This window comes from Apibacter sp. ESL0432, assembly GCF_019469225.1.
Taxonomy (GTDB): Bacteria; Bacteroidota; Bacteroidia; order Flavobacteriales; family Weeksellaceae; genus Apibacter.
Window position 1 is genome coordinate 405,642 of record NZ_CP048266.1, and the last position, 18,818, is coordinate 424,459.

16 protein-coding genes are annotated in these 18,818 nt (G+C 29.3%); 12 read left to right on the forward strand and 4 right to left on the reverse strand.

Translation table 11 applies throughout. The annotated features are described in order from the left end of the window. Window positions 1-34 precede the first annotated feature (34 nt). The 3 genes from GYM73_RS01690 to pth are packed head-to-tail and all read left to right on the forward strand — an operon-like array spanning window position 35 to window position 2,783. Window positions 35-1,420 carry a DUF6056 family protein gene (locus GYM73_RS01690; protein ID WP_220233953.1) on the forward strand — a complete coding sequence of 462 codons (1,386 nt, stop codon included), beginning with the start codon at window positions 35-37 and terminating at the stop codon, window positions 1,418-1,420. Between the two features lie 21 nt (window positions 1,421-1,441). Then, a complete protein-coding gene (locus tag GYM73_RS01695; RefSeq protein ID WP_160542685.1) occupies window positions 1,442-2,179 on the forward strand; it encodes a glycosyltransferase in 738 nt (245 codons plus the stop codon). Window positions 2,180-2,216: 37 nt separating this feature from the next. Next, on the forward strand, window positions 2,217-2,783 hold the full coding sequence (gene pth / locus GYM73_RS01700; RefSeq protein ID WP_220233954.1) for an aminoacyl-tRNA hydrolase: 567 nt from the start codon (window positions 2,217-2,219) through the stop codon (window positions 2,781-2,783). 127 nt (window positions 2,784-2,910) lie between these two features. Here pth and GYM73_RS01705 read toward each other — a convergent pair whose 3' ends face one another. Next, window positions 2,911-3,897, reverse strand: coding sequence for a polysaccharide deacetylase family protein (locus GYM73_RS01705; RefSeq protein ID WP_160542683.1), 987 nt, complete (start codon window positions 3,895-3,897; stop codon window positions 2,911-2,913). Between the two features lie 544 nt (window positions 3,898-4,441). Here GYM73_RS01705 and dinB point away from each other — a divergent pair. Then, entirely contained in the window at window positions 4,442-5,536 is a 1,095-nt protein-coding gene (gene dinB / locus GYM73_RS01710) for a DNA polymerase IV (RefSeq protein WP_370625966.1), read from the forward strand. A 174-nt stretch (window positions 5,537-5,710) separates the two neighbouring features. On the opposite strand, the gene GYM73_RS01715 is transcribed toward dinB, so the two are convergent. The 3 genes from GYM73_RS01715 to GYM73_RS01725 form a co-directional block, all read right to left on the reverse strand. Continuing rightward, window positions 5,711-6,373 (reverse strand): response regulator transcription factor, encoded by a 663-nt coding sequence (locus GYM73_RS01715; protein ID WP_220233955.1) that lies wholly within the window; start codon window positions 6,371-6,373, stop codon window positions 5,711-5,713. Window positions 6,374-6,378: 5 nt separating this feature from the next. Further along, entirely contained in the window at window positions 6,379-8,208 is a 1,830-nt protein-coding gene (locus GYM73_RS01720) for a hypothetical protein (protein WP_220233956.1), read from the reverse strand. A gap of 190 nt (window positions 8,209-8,398) precedes the next feature. Next, a complete protein-coding gene (locus GYM73_RS01725) occupies window positions 8,399-8,959 on the reverse strand; it encodes a hypothetical protein (RefSeq protein WP_220233957.1) in 561 nt (186 codons plus the stop codon). A 357-nt stretch (window positions 8,960-9,316) separates the two neighbouring features. Here GYM73_RS01725 and GYM73_RS01730 point away from each other — a divergent pair, with 357 nt between their 5' ends. From GYM73_RS01730 to glyA, 8 genes are all read left to right on the forward strand, one after another. Then, window positions 9,317-9,628 (forward strand): hypothetical protein, encoded by a 312-nt coding sequence (locus GYM73_RS01730; RefSeq protein ID WP_220233958.1) that lies wholly within the window; start codon window positions 9,317-9,319, stop codon window positions 9,626-9,628. 140 nt (window positions 9,629-9,768) lie between these two features. Continuing rightward, complete coding sequence (mutL, locus tag GYM73_RS01735) at window positions 9,769-11,526, forward strand: DNA mismatch repair endonuclease MutL (protein ID WP_220233959.1); 1,758 nt, start codon at window positions 9,769-9,771, stop codon at window positions 11,524-11,526. A 35-nt stretch (window positions 11,527-11,561) separates the two neighbouring features. Then, entirely contained in the window at window positions 11,562-12,341 is a 780-nt protein-coding gene (locus GYM73_RS01740) for a rhomboid family intramembrane serine protease (protein ID WP_220233960.1), read from the forward strand. A 9-nt stretch (window positions 12,342-12,350) separates the two neighbouring features. Then, on the forward strand, window positions 12,351-13,256 hold the full coding sequence (locus tag GYM73_RS01745) for a rhomboid family intramembrane serine protease (protein ID WP_166005535.1): 906 nt from the start codon (window positions 12,351-12,353) through the stop codon (window positions 13,254-13,256). A gap of 13 nt (window positions 13,257-13,269) precedes the next feature. Next, window positions 13,270-14,286, forward strand: a complete 1,017-nt coding sequence (locus tag GYM73_RS01750; RefSeq protein WP_220233961.1) for an endonuclease/exonuclease/phosphatase family protein — start codon at window positions 13,270-13,272, stop codon at window positions 14,284-14,286. A 108-nt stretch (window positions 14,287-14,394) separates the two neighbouring features. Beyond that, entirely contained in the window at window positions 14,395-16,389 is a 1,995-nt protein-coding gene (locus GYM73_RS01755) for a KUP/HAK/KT family potassium transporter (protein WP_255466928.1), read from the forward strand. A gap of 24 nt (window positions 16,390-16,413) precedes the next feature. Next, window positions 16,414-17,436 (forward strand): UDP-glucose 4-epimerase GalE, encoded by a 1,023-nt coding sequence (gene galE, locus GYM73_RS01760; RefSeq protein ID WP_160542673.1) that lies wholly within the window; start codon window positions 16,414-16,416, stop codon window positions 17,434-17,436. Between the two features lie 13 nt (window positions 17,437-17,449). Then, a complete protein-coding gene (glyA, locus tag GYM73_RS01765; protein ID WP_220233962.1) occupies window positions 17,450-18,721 on the forward strand; it encodes a serine hydroxymethyltransferase in 1,272 nt (423 codons plus the stop codon). Window positions 18,722-18,818 lie beyond the last annotated feature (97 nt).

Consider the following 18,818-nt stretch of genomic DNA (forward strand, 5'->3'; position numbering starts at 1 on the left):
TTTATTATCCAATATTTTATTTTATACGTATTACATGAGTCAATCGCGCACATTTAGTATTTTTGATAAACTCATTATCCTATTATTATTTGTGGCAACCCTTCCATTGCTATATCTTTCTTTTTTTAATGAACCTTCGGCGGATGATTTTAATTACGCTATAAAATTAGATAAAGATACTTTTTTGGGTATAGAATATTATGAATATATGCATTGGGGGAGTAGATATACAGCTACTGCGGTTTTAATTACAGATCCCATCCATTGGGGAAGTTTCTTAGGATATAGAATGATTTCTGTGTTGATGATCTTGCTTTTTATCTTTGCTTCCTATTTTATGTTTTATCAACTGGTAAAAGATAAGATCTTATCTGTTAAACTGGCCTCGTTATTTTCTTTTATTTATATATTTCAATTACCCGGGATTAATTCAGCCTTTTATTGGCTTTCCGGTTCTGCTACCTATCATTTAGGCAATATATTATTTCTATTTTATATAGGATTTTGTGCTAAGAGTACCGAACAATTAAAATTAAGGAATGTATTTCTCTATTTATTGATATTTCTTATTATAGGCTGTAATGAAATATCCATGATTTATTTGCTGATCTTTAATTTTTTATTGTTTACTTATAACTTTTTTAAAACTAGAAAATTATTTACTATATATTTTTATCTATTACTTTGGACTTTCCTGTTAACGATTTTTATATTAATAGCACCGGGAAATCACGAACGTTCTCATTCCGTGTTTAATCCTTATTCCTTTACGGAAATTATTTTAAGATCTCTCAGAAAAACAACAGTTATAATTATTAGATATGCAGCCCTTTCATTTTTAATTATATTTTTGGCTTTTTACAGCTTTAGAAAATCATTACAAAAAATGAGATTTTCTTTACTTTCACTTCCTTATTATTTTTATATACTTTTATTTTTACTTCTCATATTTATCGGATGCTTTCCAAGTATATATACTCTAGGAAGTTATCCGCCACTACGCACGGTCAATGTAATCTTTTTAAGTATTTTGATTGTTGTAATGATTATATGTTGCAAATTAATCAGAGAACCTTTCATCAGTAAAATACATGTGCCACGTTTTTTACTAAATATTTCTTTGCTAATTTTAGTTTTAGGTTATATTTTTGCCATTAGAGATAATGAAGTATATGATTTAAGCAATAATATTTATAATTCATACGATGATATCGTTAGTGGTAAAGCCCAAAAATATAAAGAAGAAGTTCGTGAAAGATACGAGATTATTCAGAAATCTAAAGAAGATACTATATATTTATCACCAATTCAAACAAAACCACTAATTATATATCATTCTGATTTAAGCCATGATCCAAAACATTTTTATAATGCATCCATGGCAGAATATTTTAATAAAAAAGCGATCATAATTAAATAATTAATATATAATATATAAATCATGAAAACTAATTGTGTAGTTGTTCCTTGTTATAATGAAGAATTCAGGTTGCCTGTCAAAGAATTTGAAAAAAGTTTAGCAGAAGAAAATAATCTTTCATTTTGTTTTGTAAATGATGGCAGCTCGGATCAAACATTAAAAATATTAAATGAATTGTATCAAAAATTTCCAGATAAAGTTTTAGTTGTTGATAAAAAGCAAAATGCAGGGAAAGCAGCAGCAATTTTTACCGGGATCAATGAAGCTTTTATGTGGAAAAATTTTGATATTTTAGGATATTTAGATGCCGATTTAGCTACTTCTGTTGAAGAATATAGTCGTATATGTTCATACATGAACGAAAATATTATTTTTGTATTCGGATCAAGAGTCAGAAGAATCGGTTCGCAAATAAAAAGAAAATTGCATCGTCATTTAATTGGAAGAATTTTTGCTACCTTATCCAGTACCATGTTAGATTTGCCGGTTTATGATACTCAATGTGGAGCCAAAGCATTCTCTCAAGATATAGCTAAAAAGATATTTGCTGATCCATTTATATCTAATTGGAGTTTTGATATAGAAATTTTCTTTAAATTCATGAATATAGTTGGTAAAGAAAATGTTGAAAAGAGAGCAAAAGAAATCCCTCTAGAAGCCTGGAGAGATGTGGGAGATTCCAAAGTTAAATTTTCTTATTCCTTAAAACTTCCTTTTGAACTTTTAAGAATAAAAAAATACTATAAGAAAAAATACTGATTTTTTCTTATAGTAGTACGACAAAAATCGAAATTTTATGAATAAATACCTGATTGTAGGCTTAGGAAATATAGGAGAAAAATATAGCAATACTCGGCATAATATAGGTTTTTTACTGGTTGATAGATTAGTTGAAAAACTTGGAGGTAGTTTTAAAGCACAAAATTTCGGTCAAGTTTGTGAAACTTCATATAAAGGGAGAAAAACTTTTATTCTAAAGCCCGATACTTATATGAATTTAAGCGGTAATTCAGTTAAATATTGGGTTACTAAAGAAAAAATAAAGCTCGAGAATTGCTTAATTATTTGTGATGATTTAAGCCTACCCTTTGGTACTATTCGTATAAAATCCAAAGGAAGCAGTGCGGGTCATAATGGATTGAAAAGTATCGAAGAAAAGTTACAAACGCAACAATACCCGCGATTTCGTTTTGGAATCGGTAATAACTATGTAAAAGGTAAACAAATTGAATATGTTTTAGGGGAGTGGAACGAAGATGAAAAAAAAGTTCTTAATGAAAGAATCGATATTAGTACAGATGCAATACTATCTTTTATTTTTTCAGGTTTAAATAATACTATGAATCAATATAACGGAAAATAAAAAATCCTTATAAAAGTATTTAGTACTAAAAATAAACAATTTTTAAAATTTAAATACAATTAATACTAAAATCCACTACTAATTTTTAAGCAAATATTTATTTAAAAAACTAATAGAAAAAGTATAATTAATTTTTTTCTAAAGATAAAATAGGGTATTTATCAAGAGTTTCAAATATGTAATGTTTATCGCTTTTCAATACAGAAATAAATTTCTGTAAAGAATCAGCATATTGCGGTTTATCAAACATTCTGTCATGAACTAGAATTACTATGGAATTAGGACTATGTGTTCTACCGTTTTTCAAAGTATTTTTAACTTTTTTTATCATTTCAGTAGCACTTTCAACCGGAATGTTACTATGAACAAATCTCCATTCCAAATCCCAACCATATACAGAATAACCTATAGAGTCGAGTTTTTTGGCAACATTAAACGCAGAAGATTCGCCTTTAATCTGATGATTAACCGCCCAAGTATTTCTGCCGGGAAGTCGAGCTATTTTATGTTTAAGATTTAATTTACTTTCAGCCCGTAAAAAATCCTGTAGAGCACTTTTAGCATTCTTATAAAATAAACTATATTTATTATTAGCATGGGTATCACTATGATTGCAAACGATAAATAATGGATTATTGTTTATGGAATCCACTAACTGTTCTCTTACTATTCCCGTATTGTGAACACCTATCATGAAAAAAGTAGCTCTAACATTGTACTTTTCCAAGATACTTTTACAATTATGCGTGCCCGGTAACTGAGGACCATCATCTAAGGATAAATATATATAGTATTTATCTGAGGAATCTTTTATGATTCCTTTATGATTATGTCTAGTTTCGGTATATTTATCTTGATCTTTATTTTTCTTAGCGACACTGTCTGATTTATAAGAATTTTTATTATTAGGATGAGCAGGTTTAGTTAAAGAATCTTTTTTACCGTGATGTATAGTAGTATCTTTTGAATTATTATGATGTGTGCCGGTTGTGTCTGAAATAGAAGTTACATTAGTAACATTTTTTTCAGGTATAGCGTTTATTTTTTTGTTATCTTCTTTCTTACAACTTAGTAAACTAATAAGTAATATGAGGGTTAAACAATATAATTTCATATGGATAGCTAAAATTTTTTAAAAAATTTTAAAAAATAATTTCGTCATAAATCATGCCATTTTATTTTATAAAACATATTATAACTTTTTTATTATAAAATGGTTACATTTTATAGTAACTATATTTTAATTTGAAAATACTGAAATATGATATCATTATTTTTTATGTAAAGTATAATTTTTTTCAAAAGGTTTTAATAAAAAATCCTAAATGATAAATATACAATTATTTAATAGATTTTAATAAATTAACTTTTTAAAATTATAGTATAAATTAAACAAAACTAATATTACTATACTTTCCAATAAGAAATGTTTGAAAATATACAACTATTATTTAGAGTGAATGAATTACAAAATCAAAACTATAATAATTAATCTAATTGTAACAATTAAAATAAAAGGTAAATTTAATAATATTTTGATTAACGTATTTGTATTTTATTTAAAAACGGATCATATAACTTGGAACATATAAATAAAGTTTACACAAAAATAATATTTTTGTTGATTTTAAGTAAACACCTTTTGTAACTTTGTCATTGTGCGTAAGATAATTCATATAGATATGGATGCATTCTATGCCTCAATCGAGCAAAGAGATCATGAGGAATTTAGAGGGAAACCTTTGGCCGTTGGATTTGCAGGAGAAAGAGGAGTAGTTGCTGCAGCCAGTTATGAAGCAAGAAAATTTGGCGTTCGTTCAGCAATGTCCTCCAAACAAGCAATTCAACGATGTCCCGGCCTGATTTTTACTTTCGCCCGTTTTGAGATTTATCGTTCTGTTTCAAAACAAATTAGAGACATTTTTTTTCAATATACCGATTTAGTAGAACCCTTATCGTTAGATGAAGCATTTTTAGATGTAACCCATAATTTTAAAAATATGGAATTTGCAAGGGATATTGCAAAGGAAATAAAAAATAAGATTTTTAAAGAAACCGGATTGACAGCTTCAGCAGGTGTATCCTTCAATAAATTCCTTGCAAAAATAGCTTCTGATTATAATAAGCCCGATGGCTTATTTATAATTACTCCTCAAAAAGCAGAGAAATTTGTTGAGAACCTTAAAATTGAAGATTTTTTCGGAATAGGAAAAAAAACTGCAGAAAAAATGCATCAAATAGGAATTAATACCGGTTTAGATTTGAAAAAAAAATCTGAAGAAGATCTTATAAAGCTATTTGGTAAACACGGGAGTTTATACTATTTAAATGCGAGAGCAATTGATAATCGGGAAGTAAATCCCAATAGAATACGAAAATCAGTAGGTTCAGAAAATACATTTATGGAAGATACAAATTCTTTACCTCGATTGTATGCGGAATTAGAAACTATCTGTAGAGATGTAATTCACAGAATGAATAAAAATTCTTTTAAAGGCCGTACCGTTACTTTAAAGATAAAATTCTCTGATTTTAAAATAATTTCGCGAAGTAAAACCATAACGAGTTTTATAACGGATTTTCCTCAACTCTATAAAATTGCTCTGGAATTACTCTATTCACTTGACTTGGATAAGAAAATTAGATTGATAGGGGTAAGCATTAAAAATTCGGAATCGGATTTAGGAAATGATATACCAAAGAATTTTCAATTAAAAATTCCTTTTAAGGAATTTAAAGATTCATATCAGTAAATTTCTAAATATATATATATTAAAAAATTAATTACTTCTGTATTATAAAATATGTTTTCCATAAGAATTCATTATTTTAAAAACAGATTAAAAAAGACTGGAATTTTGTTTCATAAGATAAAAAGTACACTACTAAAGCGTATAAACTAAAAAATATCTAAAACTCAAAAACTTTTAAATTATCCCTAATTCAATAATTAAACTTAATAATTGTTTAGTGTCTTTTGCATTAAAAGATGCTCTTAATAAGGCAAGCCTCTTTTCTATTGAACTTTCACTATTAGGCACAATTTGATTTTCTTTTAAATGTTGTTCCACCTCTTTTTGAGTATTTCCTTGAGAAAGTAATTTTAATAAATTGATGTCATATTCCGATAATTCGTATAAATTATTTTGAGTTGTTTTGTAATTATCGTTGGAAATATAGGTTTCATTTTGATTTACCGATATAATTGCTTTATGTAATTCTTTGGTGTCATTTCTGCCTTTGGTTACAAATCCATTAATTTTATACCTGTCGAACATAGATTTAATTTTATGAAACCTATTTTCAATCGAAAAAACGATAACTTTAAGATCAGGTTGTTCCTTTTTAGCTGCTAATATTAAATCCTCGCCTCCTTCCAATTTTTGTTCTCTATAATCAGAAGCAAAAGATAAATCGGTTATTAATAGATCATAGGGATCATGATCCATAATTGCTCTTTTGATTTTAAGTAAAGCATCATCACAATAAAAAGCCTGGTCAATAATAGGAATTTTTAATTCCTCAACAGTTTTTTTAATCCCTATGTTGTAACTGTCAAAATCTTCAGAAATAAGTATTTTTTTTAACATTACTATTAATTAGATATAGAATATAAAATTTTTATTGAGCAGCCGGTCTTTTTGTTGCGATCAATAATATAATGACCTTTTTTTGGGTGTAACCTGTCATTTATGTTTTTTAAATCTGCGAGTGGTTTGGCACCTGAGCCGGCAAAACCCACGCCATTATCTGAATATTCAATGGAAATGATATAATCTTCTTTTTTAAATTTTAATGTAACAATATCAGCTTGACTGTGTTTTTTCATATTAGTCATTAATTCTTTAAGGATATAATATAAATCCTCTTTTTTGTTGTTTGGAATATTATCCCAAATATGGGATTCATTACCAATTAATATTATTCGGGTATCTTTTGAACCGTAAGGTTTAATCATATTTCGTAAAGTAATTGAAAATTCTTCATTTAAACTAATTTTATAATCTGAATCATGCGAGATATCTCTTGATTTAAGATATAATTGGTCTAATTCATCAATTATCTTTGTTGGTTTTACATCTGAATTATTTTGAAGTTGAACCATCAAAAAGTAAATACCATTGGCTACTTCATCATGGATTTTTTTAGAATATTTCAATTTGGTTCGATGGACTTCTTCAATTTTTTCTTGTCTAAATTTAGCATTTCTTCTTTTATGCCAAAATATTACTAATATTACAATTATTAATGCTAAAATTATAATAGAACCAATCGTTACATTTTGTTGTAATAGCAAATAGTTTTTTTGAGCGTTTTCAGCTTTCAGTAATGCATTTTCTTCTTTATTACGTTCTACTTCATAACGAATTAAAGCAAATTGGTTTTTGGCTCGAATTCTTTTAAAATTGATTTCATCATTTAATCTAATATAAGAATTAAAATAATTTTTTTCATGTGTAGAAGGTGTATCTAAAAGAATAATTTTTTGCATCGCCGCAAGTTGGTCATCTATATTCCCTAATTTTAAAGCAATATCATACATTTTATTTGCATGAAAAATAGCTTTTTTAATGCTTGTTTTTTCATAGTATTCCGATAAATGATAATGATTAGCAATTTGTCCGATGGAATCAGATGCTTTTTCTCTTATTTTTAAGGCTTGATAAAGATCTTTATCCGCCTTATAGTTTGGATTATCGAGCCATTTTGCATAAGCTAAGTTATCAGTTATACGAGCTTTATGAAGGGGGAGATTATTTAAAAAGGGATCGTTAATTAACTTAGTTAAAATTTTAATGGCATTATCATAATTTCCGGCTTTAATATTAACTACCGCCTCATTGTTTTTTATGTTGATAACAGATATTTTACTGGTTGAAAATTTTAAAGCCAAATTATAATATTTTATGGCTTGATCGTAATCTTTTTGTTCAGTTTTAGATATGGCTAAGCAATTATATACAGCAGATAAGGAAGCATTATGTTGAGTTTTTTTAATATATCGTAATGCTTCAACTGCGGTCTCTTCACTTCCTATGTAATCTCCTTCATTCGCTTGGATGATGGCCATATCTATTAAACTTTTACCGATAAAGACATTATTATTATCAAGTAAATAGGCTTCTTTTGCATGATTGAAATAATAAAATGAGCTATCACTTTTATTTTTGTTTAAATAATAATGACCCATTTGAAAATAAATATTGGCTAAAAGTCCATTATTCTTTTCTTTTTTTAGCCTATATATTTCTTTATACGTTAATTGAATGGTTTCATTAGTATAATAAGTAAAAGGAGTATTATATATTTTTGATTTTTTAATTGAACTATCAGATTTCTTTTTTCGTATAGTAAAATCTTTGCATGAAGGAAAATATAGCAATAAAACAACAATATAGGATAAATATATAATATAAGTTTTCATTATTTACTAAATATAAAAATATTAACTTATAATATTGAAACTTATTATGTATTAAGAATTATATATTTATTAAGTAAAAAAAAGACAAGGAATACATGTATTCCTTGCCGTATAAATATCTATAAAATATAGATAGAATTAAAATATTTTATTTTTTTGAAATTCAATCATTTTTTAGAATTAGAATGAATTATCTCACTGGATTCTGAGCAGTTTCTCCGCTAATATCCATTCTTCTTACCGGATTCTGAGCAGTTTCTCCGCTAATATCCATTCTTCTTACCGGATTCTGAGCGGTTTCTCCACTAATATCCATTCTTCTTACCGGATTCTGAGCAGTTTCTCCACTAATATCCATTCTTCTTACCGGATTCTGAGCAGTTTCTCCACTAATATCCATTCTTCTTACCGGATTCTGAGCAGTTTCCCCGCTAATATCCATTTTTCTTACCGGATTCTGAGCAGTTTCTCCACTAATATCCATTCTTCTTACGGGATTCTGAGCAGTTTCCCCGCTAATATCCATTTTTCTTACGGGATTCTGAGCAGTTTCTCCACTAATATCCATATCAATCCTATAAATTCCAATCTCTGTATTTTCGGAATTATTTTCCTCTTTATGTGTCTGACTATTTAATGTATTTTCTGCAGATAAAGTTTTTTGCATTGGGATATCGCTATAATCGTCGTTGCATGATGTTATAAATAAGCTTAAAGATAAACTTACTATAGATATTGATATTTTTTTCATGTTTATTGTTTATTTAATTTTTACTTAATAAAAAATGTATCTAAAAATTTTTAGATAACTAATTAGTTGTTTTCTAGCATTTAAAATACAGTTATGCATTAGGGAAGCAAGCAATACTAAGTGGCAGATATTTAATAGGCTTCCCAAATCTATTAAAATACTACTACTTGTTTATTCCTTATTAGAATACATTTAGTACCTTTGCTGTGAAATATACTAACAAAATTCAAATACAAAGTAACTGATAATATAAAGTAAAATAAAGACATACTAAAGACTTTTTAAAGACATTTAACAAATTTTGCTTCTTTTTTTATTGGTTGCAAAAAGGTATTAACTAACTATTAGAATTAAAGTATGGGATATAAAGAAGTAATTAAGAAGATAGTTTATGCGGCTTTTAATAAAGCTAAAAAAGAATCGTTACTTGTGTTGAAAACTCCTCTTTCAAAACATATTTCCTCTAAAATCGAAAAAGAATATAAGACATGTATTAGTGAAAAGACCTTTATAAGATATTACGATAAATATATAGGAGGAAGAGAAAAAGCGACAGGAGAACCCAACCGACATATATTAGATTTATTATGTAAATACATCGGGTATGAAAATTTTGTTGATTTTTATAACAAAGAAAAAAATTTACCAATAAAAAAGCATATTATTTGAAAGAGATAGGCTACTGATTAATTTTTGTTAAATAAATTTAGTATTTTTTAAATTATTGCTAATTAAATAATTGTTCTTTCATTTTTTTATTTAGTAAAAGGATGCGATGAGGTTTCTAATAGTTTTAATAACTTTGTAGTATGCCTGATATAATACACTTACTTCCGGATAATGTATCCAATCAGATAGCGGCAGGAGAAGTAGTACAAAGACCTTCTTCTGTAGTAAAAGAACTTTTAGAAAATGCTATCGATGCAAAAGCAACGCAAATTCAACTTATCATAAAAGAAGCGGGTCGAAATCTAATTCAAGTAGTTGATAATGGGGTGGGAATGAGCGTAACTGATGCAAGAATGTCATTTGAAAGACATGCAACCTCAAAAATAACAACTACAGAAGATATATTTCATATTCATACCAAAGGCTTTAGAGGAGAAGCATTAGCCTCCATAGCAGCAGTCTCTCAAGTTGAATTAAAAACTCGTAAAGAGGAAGATGAATTGGGTACTCATATTATTATTGAAGGGGGAGATATCATTTCTCAACTTCCCGTAAATACAGCAGTAGGATCCACATTTTTAATTAAAAATTTATTTTTTAATGTGCCGGCAAGAAGAAAATTTCTAAAATCCAATTCCGTTGAATTTAGACATATTTTAGATGAATTCCATAGAGTTGCTTTAGCACATGAAGATATACAGTTCCAATTATTTAATAATGACGAAGAAATGTTCAGACTTCGTTCAGGAAGTTTGTTGCAAAGAATTTCAGAGATCTTCGGCAGAAAAATTCAACATCAATTAATCCCAATTGCAGAACAATTAGATTGGATAAAATTAAATGGATTTATAGGAAAACCGGAAGGTGCTAAAAAAGCACGAGGTGAACAATTTTTTTTCGTTAATCAAAGGTTTTTTAGATCGACCTATTTAAATAAGGCGGTACAGGATGCTTTTGAAGGATTGATCCCGCCACGGTTTTTGCCTTCATTTTTTCTTTATATACAGATTGATCCGGAAAGAATAGATGTTAATATTCATCCGACTAAGACAGAAATTAAATTTGAAGACGAGGCGTCAATATATGCATTATTAAGAACAGCCATAAAAAAATTCCTTGGGGTTTATAATGTTGTTCCAAGCTTAGATTTTGATCAAAATCCTGATTGGAGTTTTTCCTTAAATAAAAAAGATATTCCCGTTGTTGAACCTAAAATAAATATTAATTCATCCTATAATCCGTTTGATACCAAACCCGGTAAACCATCACGTGCCGAAAAAGTCAATTTGAACGAATTATATGCATCTTCCAGACAAGAAATTTTAACTTCTGAAATGTTTGATAATCCTAGTGAAACTATCACCGAATCCTCACTATTACGATTATCCAATGGGAGATGGATTACTGAAAAAGATTCCAATGTATGGATTTTAGATCCCTATAGAATACATCAGACAGTTTTATATGAAAATCATATCAAAAACTCGAAAGGGAATGTCTTAAGTCAACAATTATTGTTTCCCATAGAAAGACCAGTATATGATCTTGAAAAAGAGAAATTAGATTCAATTAAAACCGCATTATTTGCAGAGGGTTTGGATATGGAAATTGAAGAAGATTTACTGACGATAACAGCAATACCATCGGATGTTATGCAAGAAAAAATAATTGAATTAATTGACTATTTATTAAGTGAATTATCAGAACATTCCGAAGAAGAATTTTCTATATTTTTTAGTAAAACAATTTCAAAAGTTTCTGCCAGAAAAAGAAATGAATTTATACAACCGTCTCATTTCTTACCTATTTGGGAGAATTTCATAACTTTAGGATGTCCTAAATTTAATCCTTTTGGAAAAAGAAATTATGAAATATTGCCCATGCCAAATTTCGATTAATAACCATCATTTAGAACAATTAATTTTTTAAAATAATGAATAGAACCATACCAGCGGTAACTAAAAATCTTTTACTATTAAACACTCTGTTTTTTATAGCAACATATATATTATCTACTCGCGGGATAGATCTCACGGTTCTTTTTGGAGCATATTTCCCTTTATCCCCCAATTTTCATTGGTATCAAATAATTTCTCATATGTTTATGCATGGAGGATTTACACATTTTTTCTTCAACATGTTTTCCCTGTGGATGTTTGGATCTGCTGTAGAACAGTCTTTAGGAGCTAAAAAATATTTGATCTTGTATTTCGTTTGTGGGTTAGGAGCTTTTGCTTTATTCAATTTAGTTAATTACTTTGAATTCAAGCAAGTGTATGATTCTTTAGTGTCTGCCAATGTTCCTTTAAACGAAGTTGGCAAATACGCAAAATTAAGTTATGAAATAGCAAATAATAATGTGGAACAAAAAGCATATGCATGGTTGAATACTTTGCCTCAAGGGACTAATCAATACATTGCAAGCAAGCTATATGTAGATTTAGTCACCCCAATGGTGGGAGCCAGTGGAGCCATTTATGGGATTTTAGTAGCCTTTGGAGTGATGTTTCCTAATTCCGTATTAATGTTAATCTTTCCACCGATACCAATGAAGGCTAAATATTTTATTCCGATAATGGTTTTATTAGAATTATATTTAGGAATTCAACAATCGCAAGGAGATAATGTAGCACATTTCGCTCATTTGGGAGGAGCCGTTTTTGGATATTTTTTGACTCGTCATTGGCTAAAAAACAGATATCGTTGGAATTAAATCAGTTGTATGGACAAAAAGATGATAAATATATGGGATTATTATAAAAATGGAACAGAAGGAATTAAACTCATTTTCATCTCTGTGTTGTTTTCATTTTTTTATTGGATTTTAAACTTTTTATTAATTAAAACGTTTGATTTTTCAATAACCTCATATGTTTTGGTTTCTGTAAATAATTTTCTTCCATTTATTTGGACTATTATAACCTTTCCATTTATATATACTAATCTTTGGGATTTATTAATTGCCGCAATGATTATTTATTTCGTGGAAAAAATTTTCAGAATATATTTTAGTGGATCAAGTTTTTTAAAATTTTTCATTTATGGCAATTTAATCGGTTGTATAGCTTTTTTACTTACAAATGTAGTTGCCGATCAGGAATATACCCTTTTAGAAGGTGGGATGTTGGGTGTTTATAGTTGCTTATTTGCAATAATTTCATACAATCCAAAAATGCAAATATCCCTATTTCCCATACCCTATCAACTACCTCTTTATGTCGTTGGAATAGTGTTTGTGCTTTTTGATGTTGTTAATTTGCTCAACTATAATGAACTTATCGGAGTATTTATAGCTAGAATAGCAGCTGCAAGTTTTGGTTTTTTTTATATGAAGTCTTTCCAAAAAGGAAATGATTTTCTAGTATTTCCTATTCCCAATTTTAAGAAGATTTTCAGCCATGTCGGAGCTTATTTTAAAAAACTAGATAAACCTAAATTTAAAATTGAAAAAAGCGATAAAAAGCAATATACATCGCATCACTCCAGACCTTTATCGGATGAAGAATTTAATTATAACAAAGTAAAGAAACAAAAACAGATCGATACTATATTGGATAAAATTTCAAAAAGCGGATATGATAGTTTGACGAAACAGGAAAAAGAATTTTTATTTAATTCTTCCAAATGAAATATTTAAGAATATGATGTTTATAAAAAAGAGCAAATTAAATTATCTAATTCTTATAATACATCTTAGTATAGCTATTTTACTGTTTCTGACTTATTTTAATAAATTTATTGAACCCAAGACATTTCCATATTTAGGCTTACTGGCTCTTATATATCCCATACTAATTGCTCTTTATTGTTTGTTCACTATATTTTGGCTTATTAAAAGACAATTAATTTTTGTACCATTCTTTATTATCACCCTTTTTTTACTGTTTCCTATAAAAAAATACGTTCATTTTGGGGAATTGAATAATCAACCGATTCGGAATAATGAACTTAAAATTTTAACTTATAATATTAGATATGCAAACGATAATAAAGACTTACGATCCCTGGAAAACTATATTCATCAAAAAGATATTGACATTGCATTTTTTCACGAAATCTATACCAGACAGTGGAGATCAAAAGAAATATTTTTAGCTGAACGCTATAATGCAGCCTTTGATTTAATTGGCATATCATCAAAATATCCCATTATAAATGAACAAAAAATAATACTGCCGGGTAATGGATTTGCATGCTTGGTAGATATACAGAAAGATCAGGATATAATAAGATGTTTCAGCATATATTTAGAACCTATGAATCTTTCTAAAAATTTATTCAAAGCCAACAGCCTAAAACATTTTGGAGATAATTTAGAACTGATAACGGAAAAATTAATAAAAGGTTTTCAAAAACATCAAGTTCAAATAGATTTACTTTCAAAATATATAAAAGAATCACCCTATCCCGTACTTGTGTGTGGAGACTTAAATTCGGTACCCTTATCGTATGAATATTTTACCTTGAAAAAAGATTTGACAGATGTATTTGAAGAAAGTGGGAAAGGATTAGGATGGACTTTTTATGATTATTATTATCCCATCAGAATTGATTATATATTTGCAAGTAATAACTTTACGCCGATGCAATGTTATGTAGATAAAACAATTACTATTTCCGATCATTATCCGGTACTGGCAACATTGAAGTTAAATTAATGAGCTAAATTTCCGGTTCTATTTTAATTAAATTAACAGTATATAAAAAAATTTAACTTAAAAAAAAATATAACTTTGCAAATTAGTAGTAAATTAAAATAACTAATTGTGCAGCAGATTGATTCTAAGAAATCTAAACTTACTTTTATAGGTTTAGTAGTTACCATCGGGATAGTTTTTGGTGATATAGGAACCTCTCCATTATATGTAATGAGAGCCATAGTTGCCGCCAATCACACAGATCATATTTCAGAAGATTTTATCATAGGGGCTTTATCTTGCATCATTTGGACGTTAACATTGCAAACAACCCTAAAGTATGTGGTAATAGCGTTACGAGCTGATAATAATGGAGAAGGTGGAATTCTAGCGTTGTATTCGCTGGTCAAAAAGATGAAGAATAAATGGCTGTACATAGTAGCCATTTTAGGAGCCGCAACATTAGTTTCTGATGGGGTAATTACTCCTTCAATGACCATTATGTCGGCAGTAGAAGGACTTAAAAGTTATAATCCCAATACAGAAGTCATACCCATTACCATATTTATACTTATAGTTCTTTTTGTCGTTCAACAATTTGGAACCCAGTCCATAGGTAAATTTTACGGACCGATCATGACCCTCTGGTTTATCATGTTATTACTACTGGGTGCTATTCAATTTATACCTAATTTATATGTAATAAAAGCAATAAATCCCTATTACGCTGTTAAGTTAATGCTTATTGTGAGAGACAGTGCAGAAACTGCATTAGAAGCTAAACATATGATTTTACTAATTATGGGTGCTGTATTTCTGTGTACCACCGGAGCCGAAGCATTATATTCCGATTTGGGACATTGTGGAATTAAAAACATCAGGATAAGTTGGGGCTTTGTAAAAATTTGTTTAATCATAAACTATCTCGGACAAGGCGCATGGATTCTGTCTCATCCTGTAGAAGCAGCTAGTGGAGGAAACCCATTTTTTATGATGATGCCCGATAACTTTGTAATCATTGGAGTAGGGATGGCTACCTTGGCAGCGGTTATAGCAAGCCAGGCCTTAATAACTGGATCTTATACTATATTTAGCGAGGCTATGTCTTTGGACTTTTGGCCGAGGCAAAAAATTGAATATCCCACCCATGAAAAAGGTCAAATGTATGTTCCGGCCATAAATTGGGGTTTACTCATATCCTGTATTTTTGTAGTATTTTATTTTAAAGAATCTTCTAAAATGGAGGCGGCTTATGGTTTGGCAATTACCATCACCATGCTGATGACAACCATTTTATTACTTTTCTATTTATATAGCAAAAAAGTAAATATATTTTTTATTTTACTATTTGCAATCATATATTTTATCATTGAAGGAGGATTTTTCTATGCCAATGCGTTGAAATTTGAAGAAGGCGGATGGATTACCATGATGTTAGCCGGTTTGATTGCTTTCTCTATGTACATTTGGTATAATGGACGCAAATTGAAGAATAAATACGTACAATACGTAAATATAAAACCTTATCTACCTATTATACAAGATATGAAAACTGATACAGACATATCGAAATATTCAACCCATTTAGTATATATAAGTAGAGCAGGTAAATCAGAAGAAATAGAAGCAAAAATTTTATTTTCCATAGTCAATAAAAACCCTAAAAGAGCAGATTACTATTGGTTCCTTAGAGTTGAAAATGATACAAACCCTTATACGTTTGAATATGATGTATTAGAATTAATACCCAATACCTTATACAAAGTTAATTTTAAATTAGGATTCAAAGTAGTTCCATTAATAAATATTTATTTTAGTCAGGTACTTGAAGATTTAAAAATCTCAGGAAAGATAGATTTGTCAAGCAATTATCCATCTTTGAAAAAATATGATATTCCTGCAGATTTTAAATATATTCTTATAGATAGAGTTTTCAATCAAGAATATTTGTTTTCATTAAAAGAAAGGTTTATCTTACGCTTTTATAACATGGTCAAATATATAGGAATATCTGATACCGCTGCTTTAGGCTTAGATACTTATAACGTAGAAGTGGAAGAAGTACCTATGCTTACGGATGTAATATATAAAAGCAGGATCAAAAGAGTGAAGAATTATAAATAAATATTTAGATAAATTTCATGACTTATGAATAAAACTAAAATCATAATTACTGGGGGCTTAGGATTCATAGGTTCTCATACGGTAGTTGAATTGATTCAATCAGGATTTGAACCGATAATTATAGATGATTTGAGTAATTCAGAATTATTTATATTAGAAAGAATAGAAAAAATTACGGGATGTAAACCCAAATTCTATTCATACGATATAGGTGATTATAATAAATTACATCAAGTATTTACGGATAATAACGATATTTCTGCCTGTATACATTTTGCAGCTAAAAAATCAGTAGGAGAATCTATGGAAATTCCTCTTACCTATTACCGGTCAAATTTAATATCTCTTATGAACCTATTGGAAGTTATGAAGGAATTTAAGGTAAGAAAATTGGTCTTTTCATCCTCTGCAACCGTATATGGACAGCCCGAAAAATTACCTGTTACAGAAACCTTTCCAATTCAAAAAGCCCTATCTTCTTACGGAAGTACCAAGCAAATGGCGGAAGATATAATAGAAAAAGTTTCAGCAACGGGTAGCTTACAAGCACTTTCTTTACGATATTTTAACCCGGTAGGAGCCCATTCATCTTCCTTAATTGGAGAATTGCCGAAAGGAATTCCCAGTAATTTAATGCCATTTATTACACAAACAGCATTTGGAATTAGAAAAGAATTGACAGTATTTGGTAACGACTATAACACCGCCGATGGAACATGCATAAGAGACTATATTCATGTGGTTGATCTAGCGAAAGCTCATGTAAATGCTTGTGAGTATTTACTGGCAGATAAAGGAGATTTGTCGCATGATGTATTTAATATAGGAACAGGGCTTGGTAATTCTGTTTTAGAAATAATAAATACCTTTGAAGCGGTTAATAAGGTTAAAGTACCTTATGTTATAGGAGGCAGAAGAAATGGAGACGTAGAAAGCATCTATGCCGGTTGCGATAAAGCCAATCAAATATTAAATTGGAAAGCCAAGTATTCTTTAGAAGATATGGTTAAAGATGCATGGAATTGGGAAAAATCATATAGAAAATAAAGTAAACTATGTTATGGAAAGTAAAACAATATTCGAACTGATCGAAAAAGAAAAACAAAGACAAACCAAAGGGCTTGAATTGATAGCCTCAGAAAATTTTGTCAGCGATGAAGTAATGAAAGCCGCCGGATCTGTATTAACAAACAAATACGCAGAAGGATATCCGGGAAGGAGATATTATGGAGGATGTGAAGTAATAGACCAAATAGAAGAAATCGCCATAGAAAGTGCTAAAAAGTTATTTGGTGCTTCTTATGTAAACATTCAGCCGCATTCCGGAGCACAGGCAAATGCAGCCGTATTTCTAGCCTGTTTAAAACCCGGTGACAAAGTAATGGGGTTAGACTTAGCCCATGGCGGACATCTAACTCACGGTTCTCCCGTTAATTTTTCAGGAATAAATTACAACCCGGTTTTTTATAAAGTAAATAAAGAAGATGGGCGCATCAACTATGAAGATATGATTGAAACAGCCAGGAGAGAAAAGCCTAAAATGATCATAGTGGGAGCATCAGCCTATTCCAGAGATTTTGATTATCGAAAATTTAGAGAAATAGCAGATGAAATAGGAGCAATATTGATGGCTGATATTTCACATCCTGCAGGATTAATAGCTAAAGGAATTTTAAGTGATCCTCTACCTTATTGTGATATAGTTACCACTACAACTCATAAAACATTACGAGGTACACGAGGAGGAATGATTATGTTAGGTAAAGATTTTGAAAATCCCTTCGGACATAAAACGCCTAAAGGAGAGATAAAGATGATGTCACAAGTGCTAGATGGAGCTGTTTTTCCGGGAACTCAGGGCGGCCCTTTAGAGCATATAATAGCAGCTAAAGCGATAACTTTCATTGAAGCATTAAGTGATGGATACCTTGCTTATACCCATCAAGTCGTTAAAAATGCCGAAGCTTTATCTCAAGCATTGATAGAAAGAGATTTCACTATAATTTCAGGAGGAACTGATAATCATCTCATGCTAATTGATTTACACAATAAAAATATTACAGGTAAAGCTGCCGAAAAAGTATTAGAAAAAGCAGACATAACATGTAATAAAAATATGATTCCTTACGATGACCGGAGTCCATTTGTAACTTCAGGTATTCGATTGGGAACTGCAGCGGTAACCACCAGAGGGCTCAAAGAAGACGATATGATAAAAATAGCGGATTTTATAAATGAAGTTATCACAGATTCGGAAAACGAAAAGGTGATAGATAAAGTAAAAAAAGAAGTCAATGCTTTAATGGATTCTAGGCCTTTATTCCAATGGTAAATAAAAATATTGAATTTTAAAAAAAGTTAAATTATGAAAACTGATTATTTCTAATTAATAAGTTTTAGTCAGTTTTCATTTACATAAGATAGAAAAC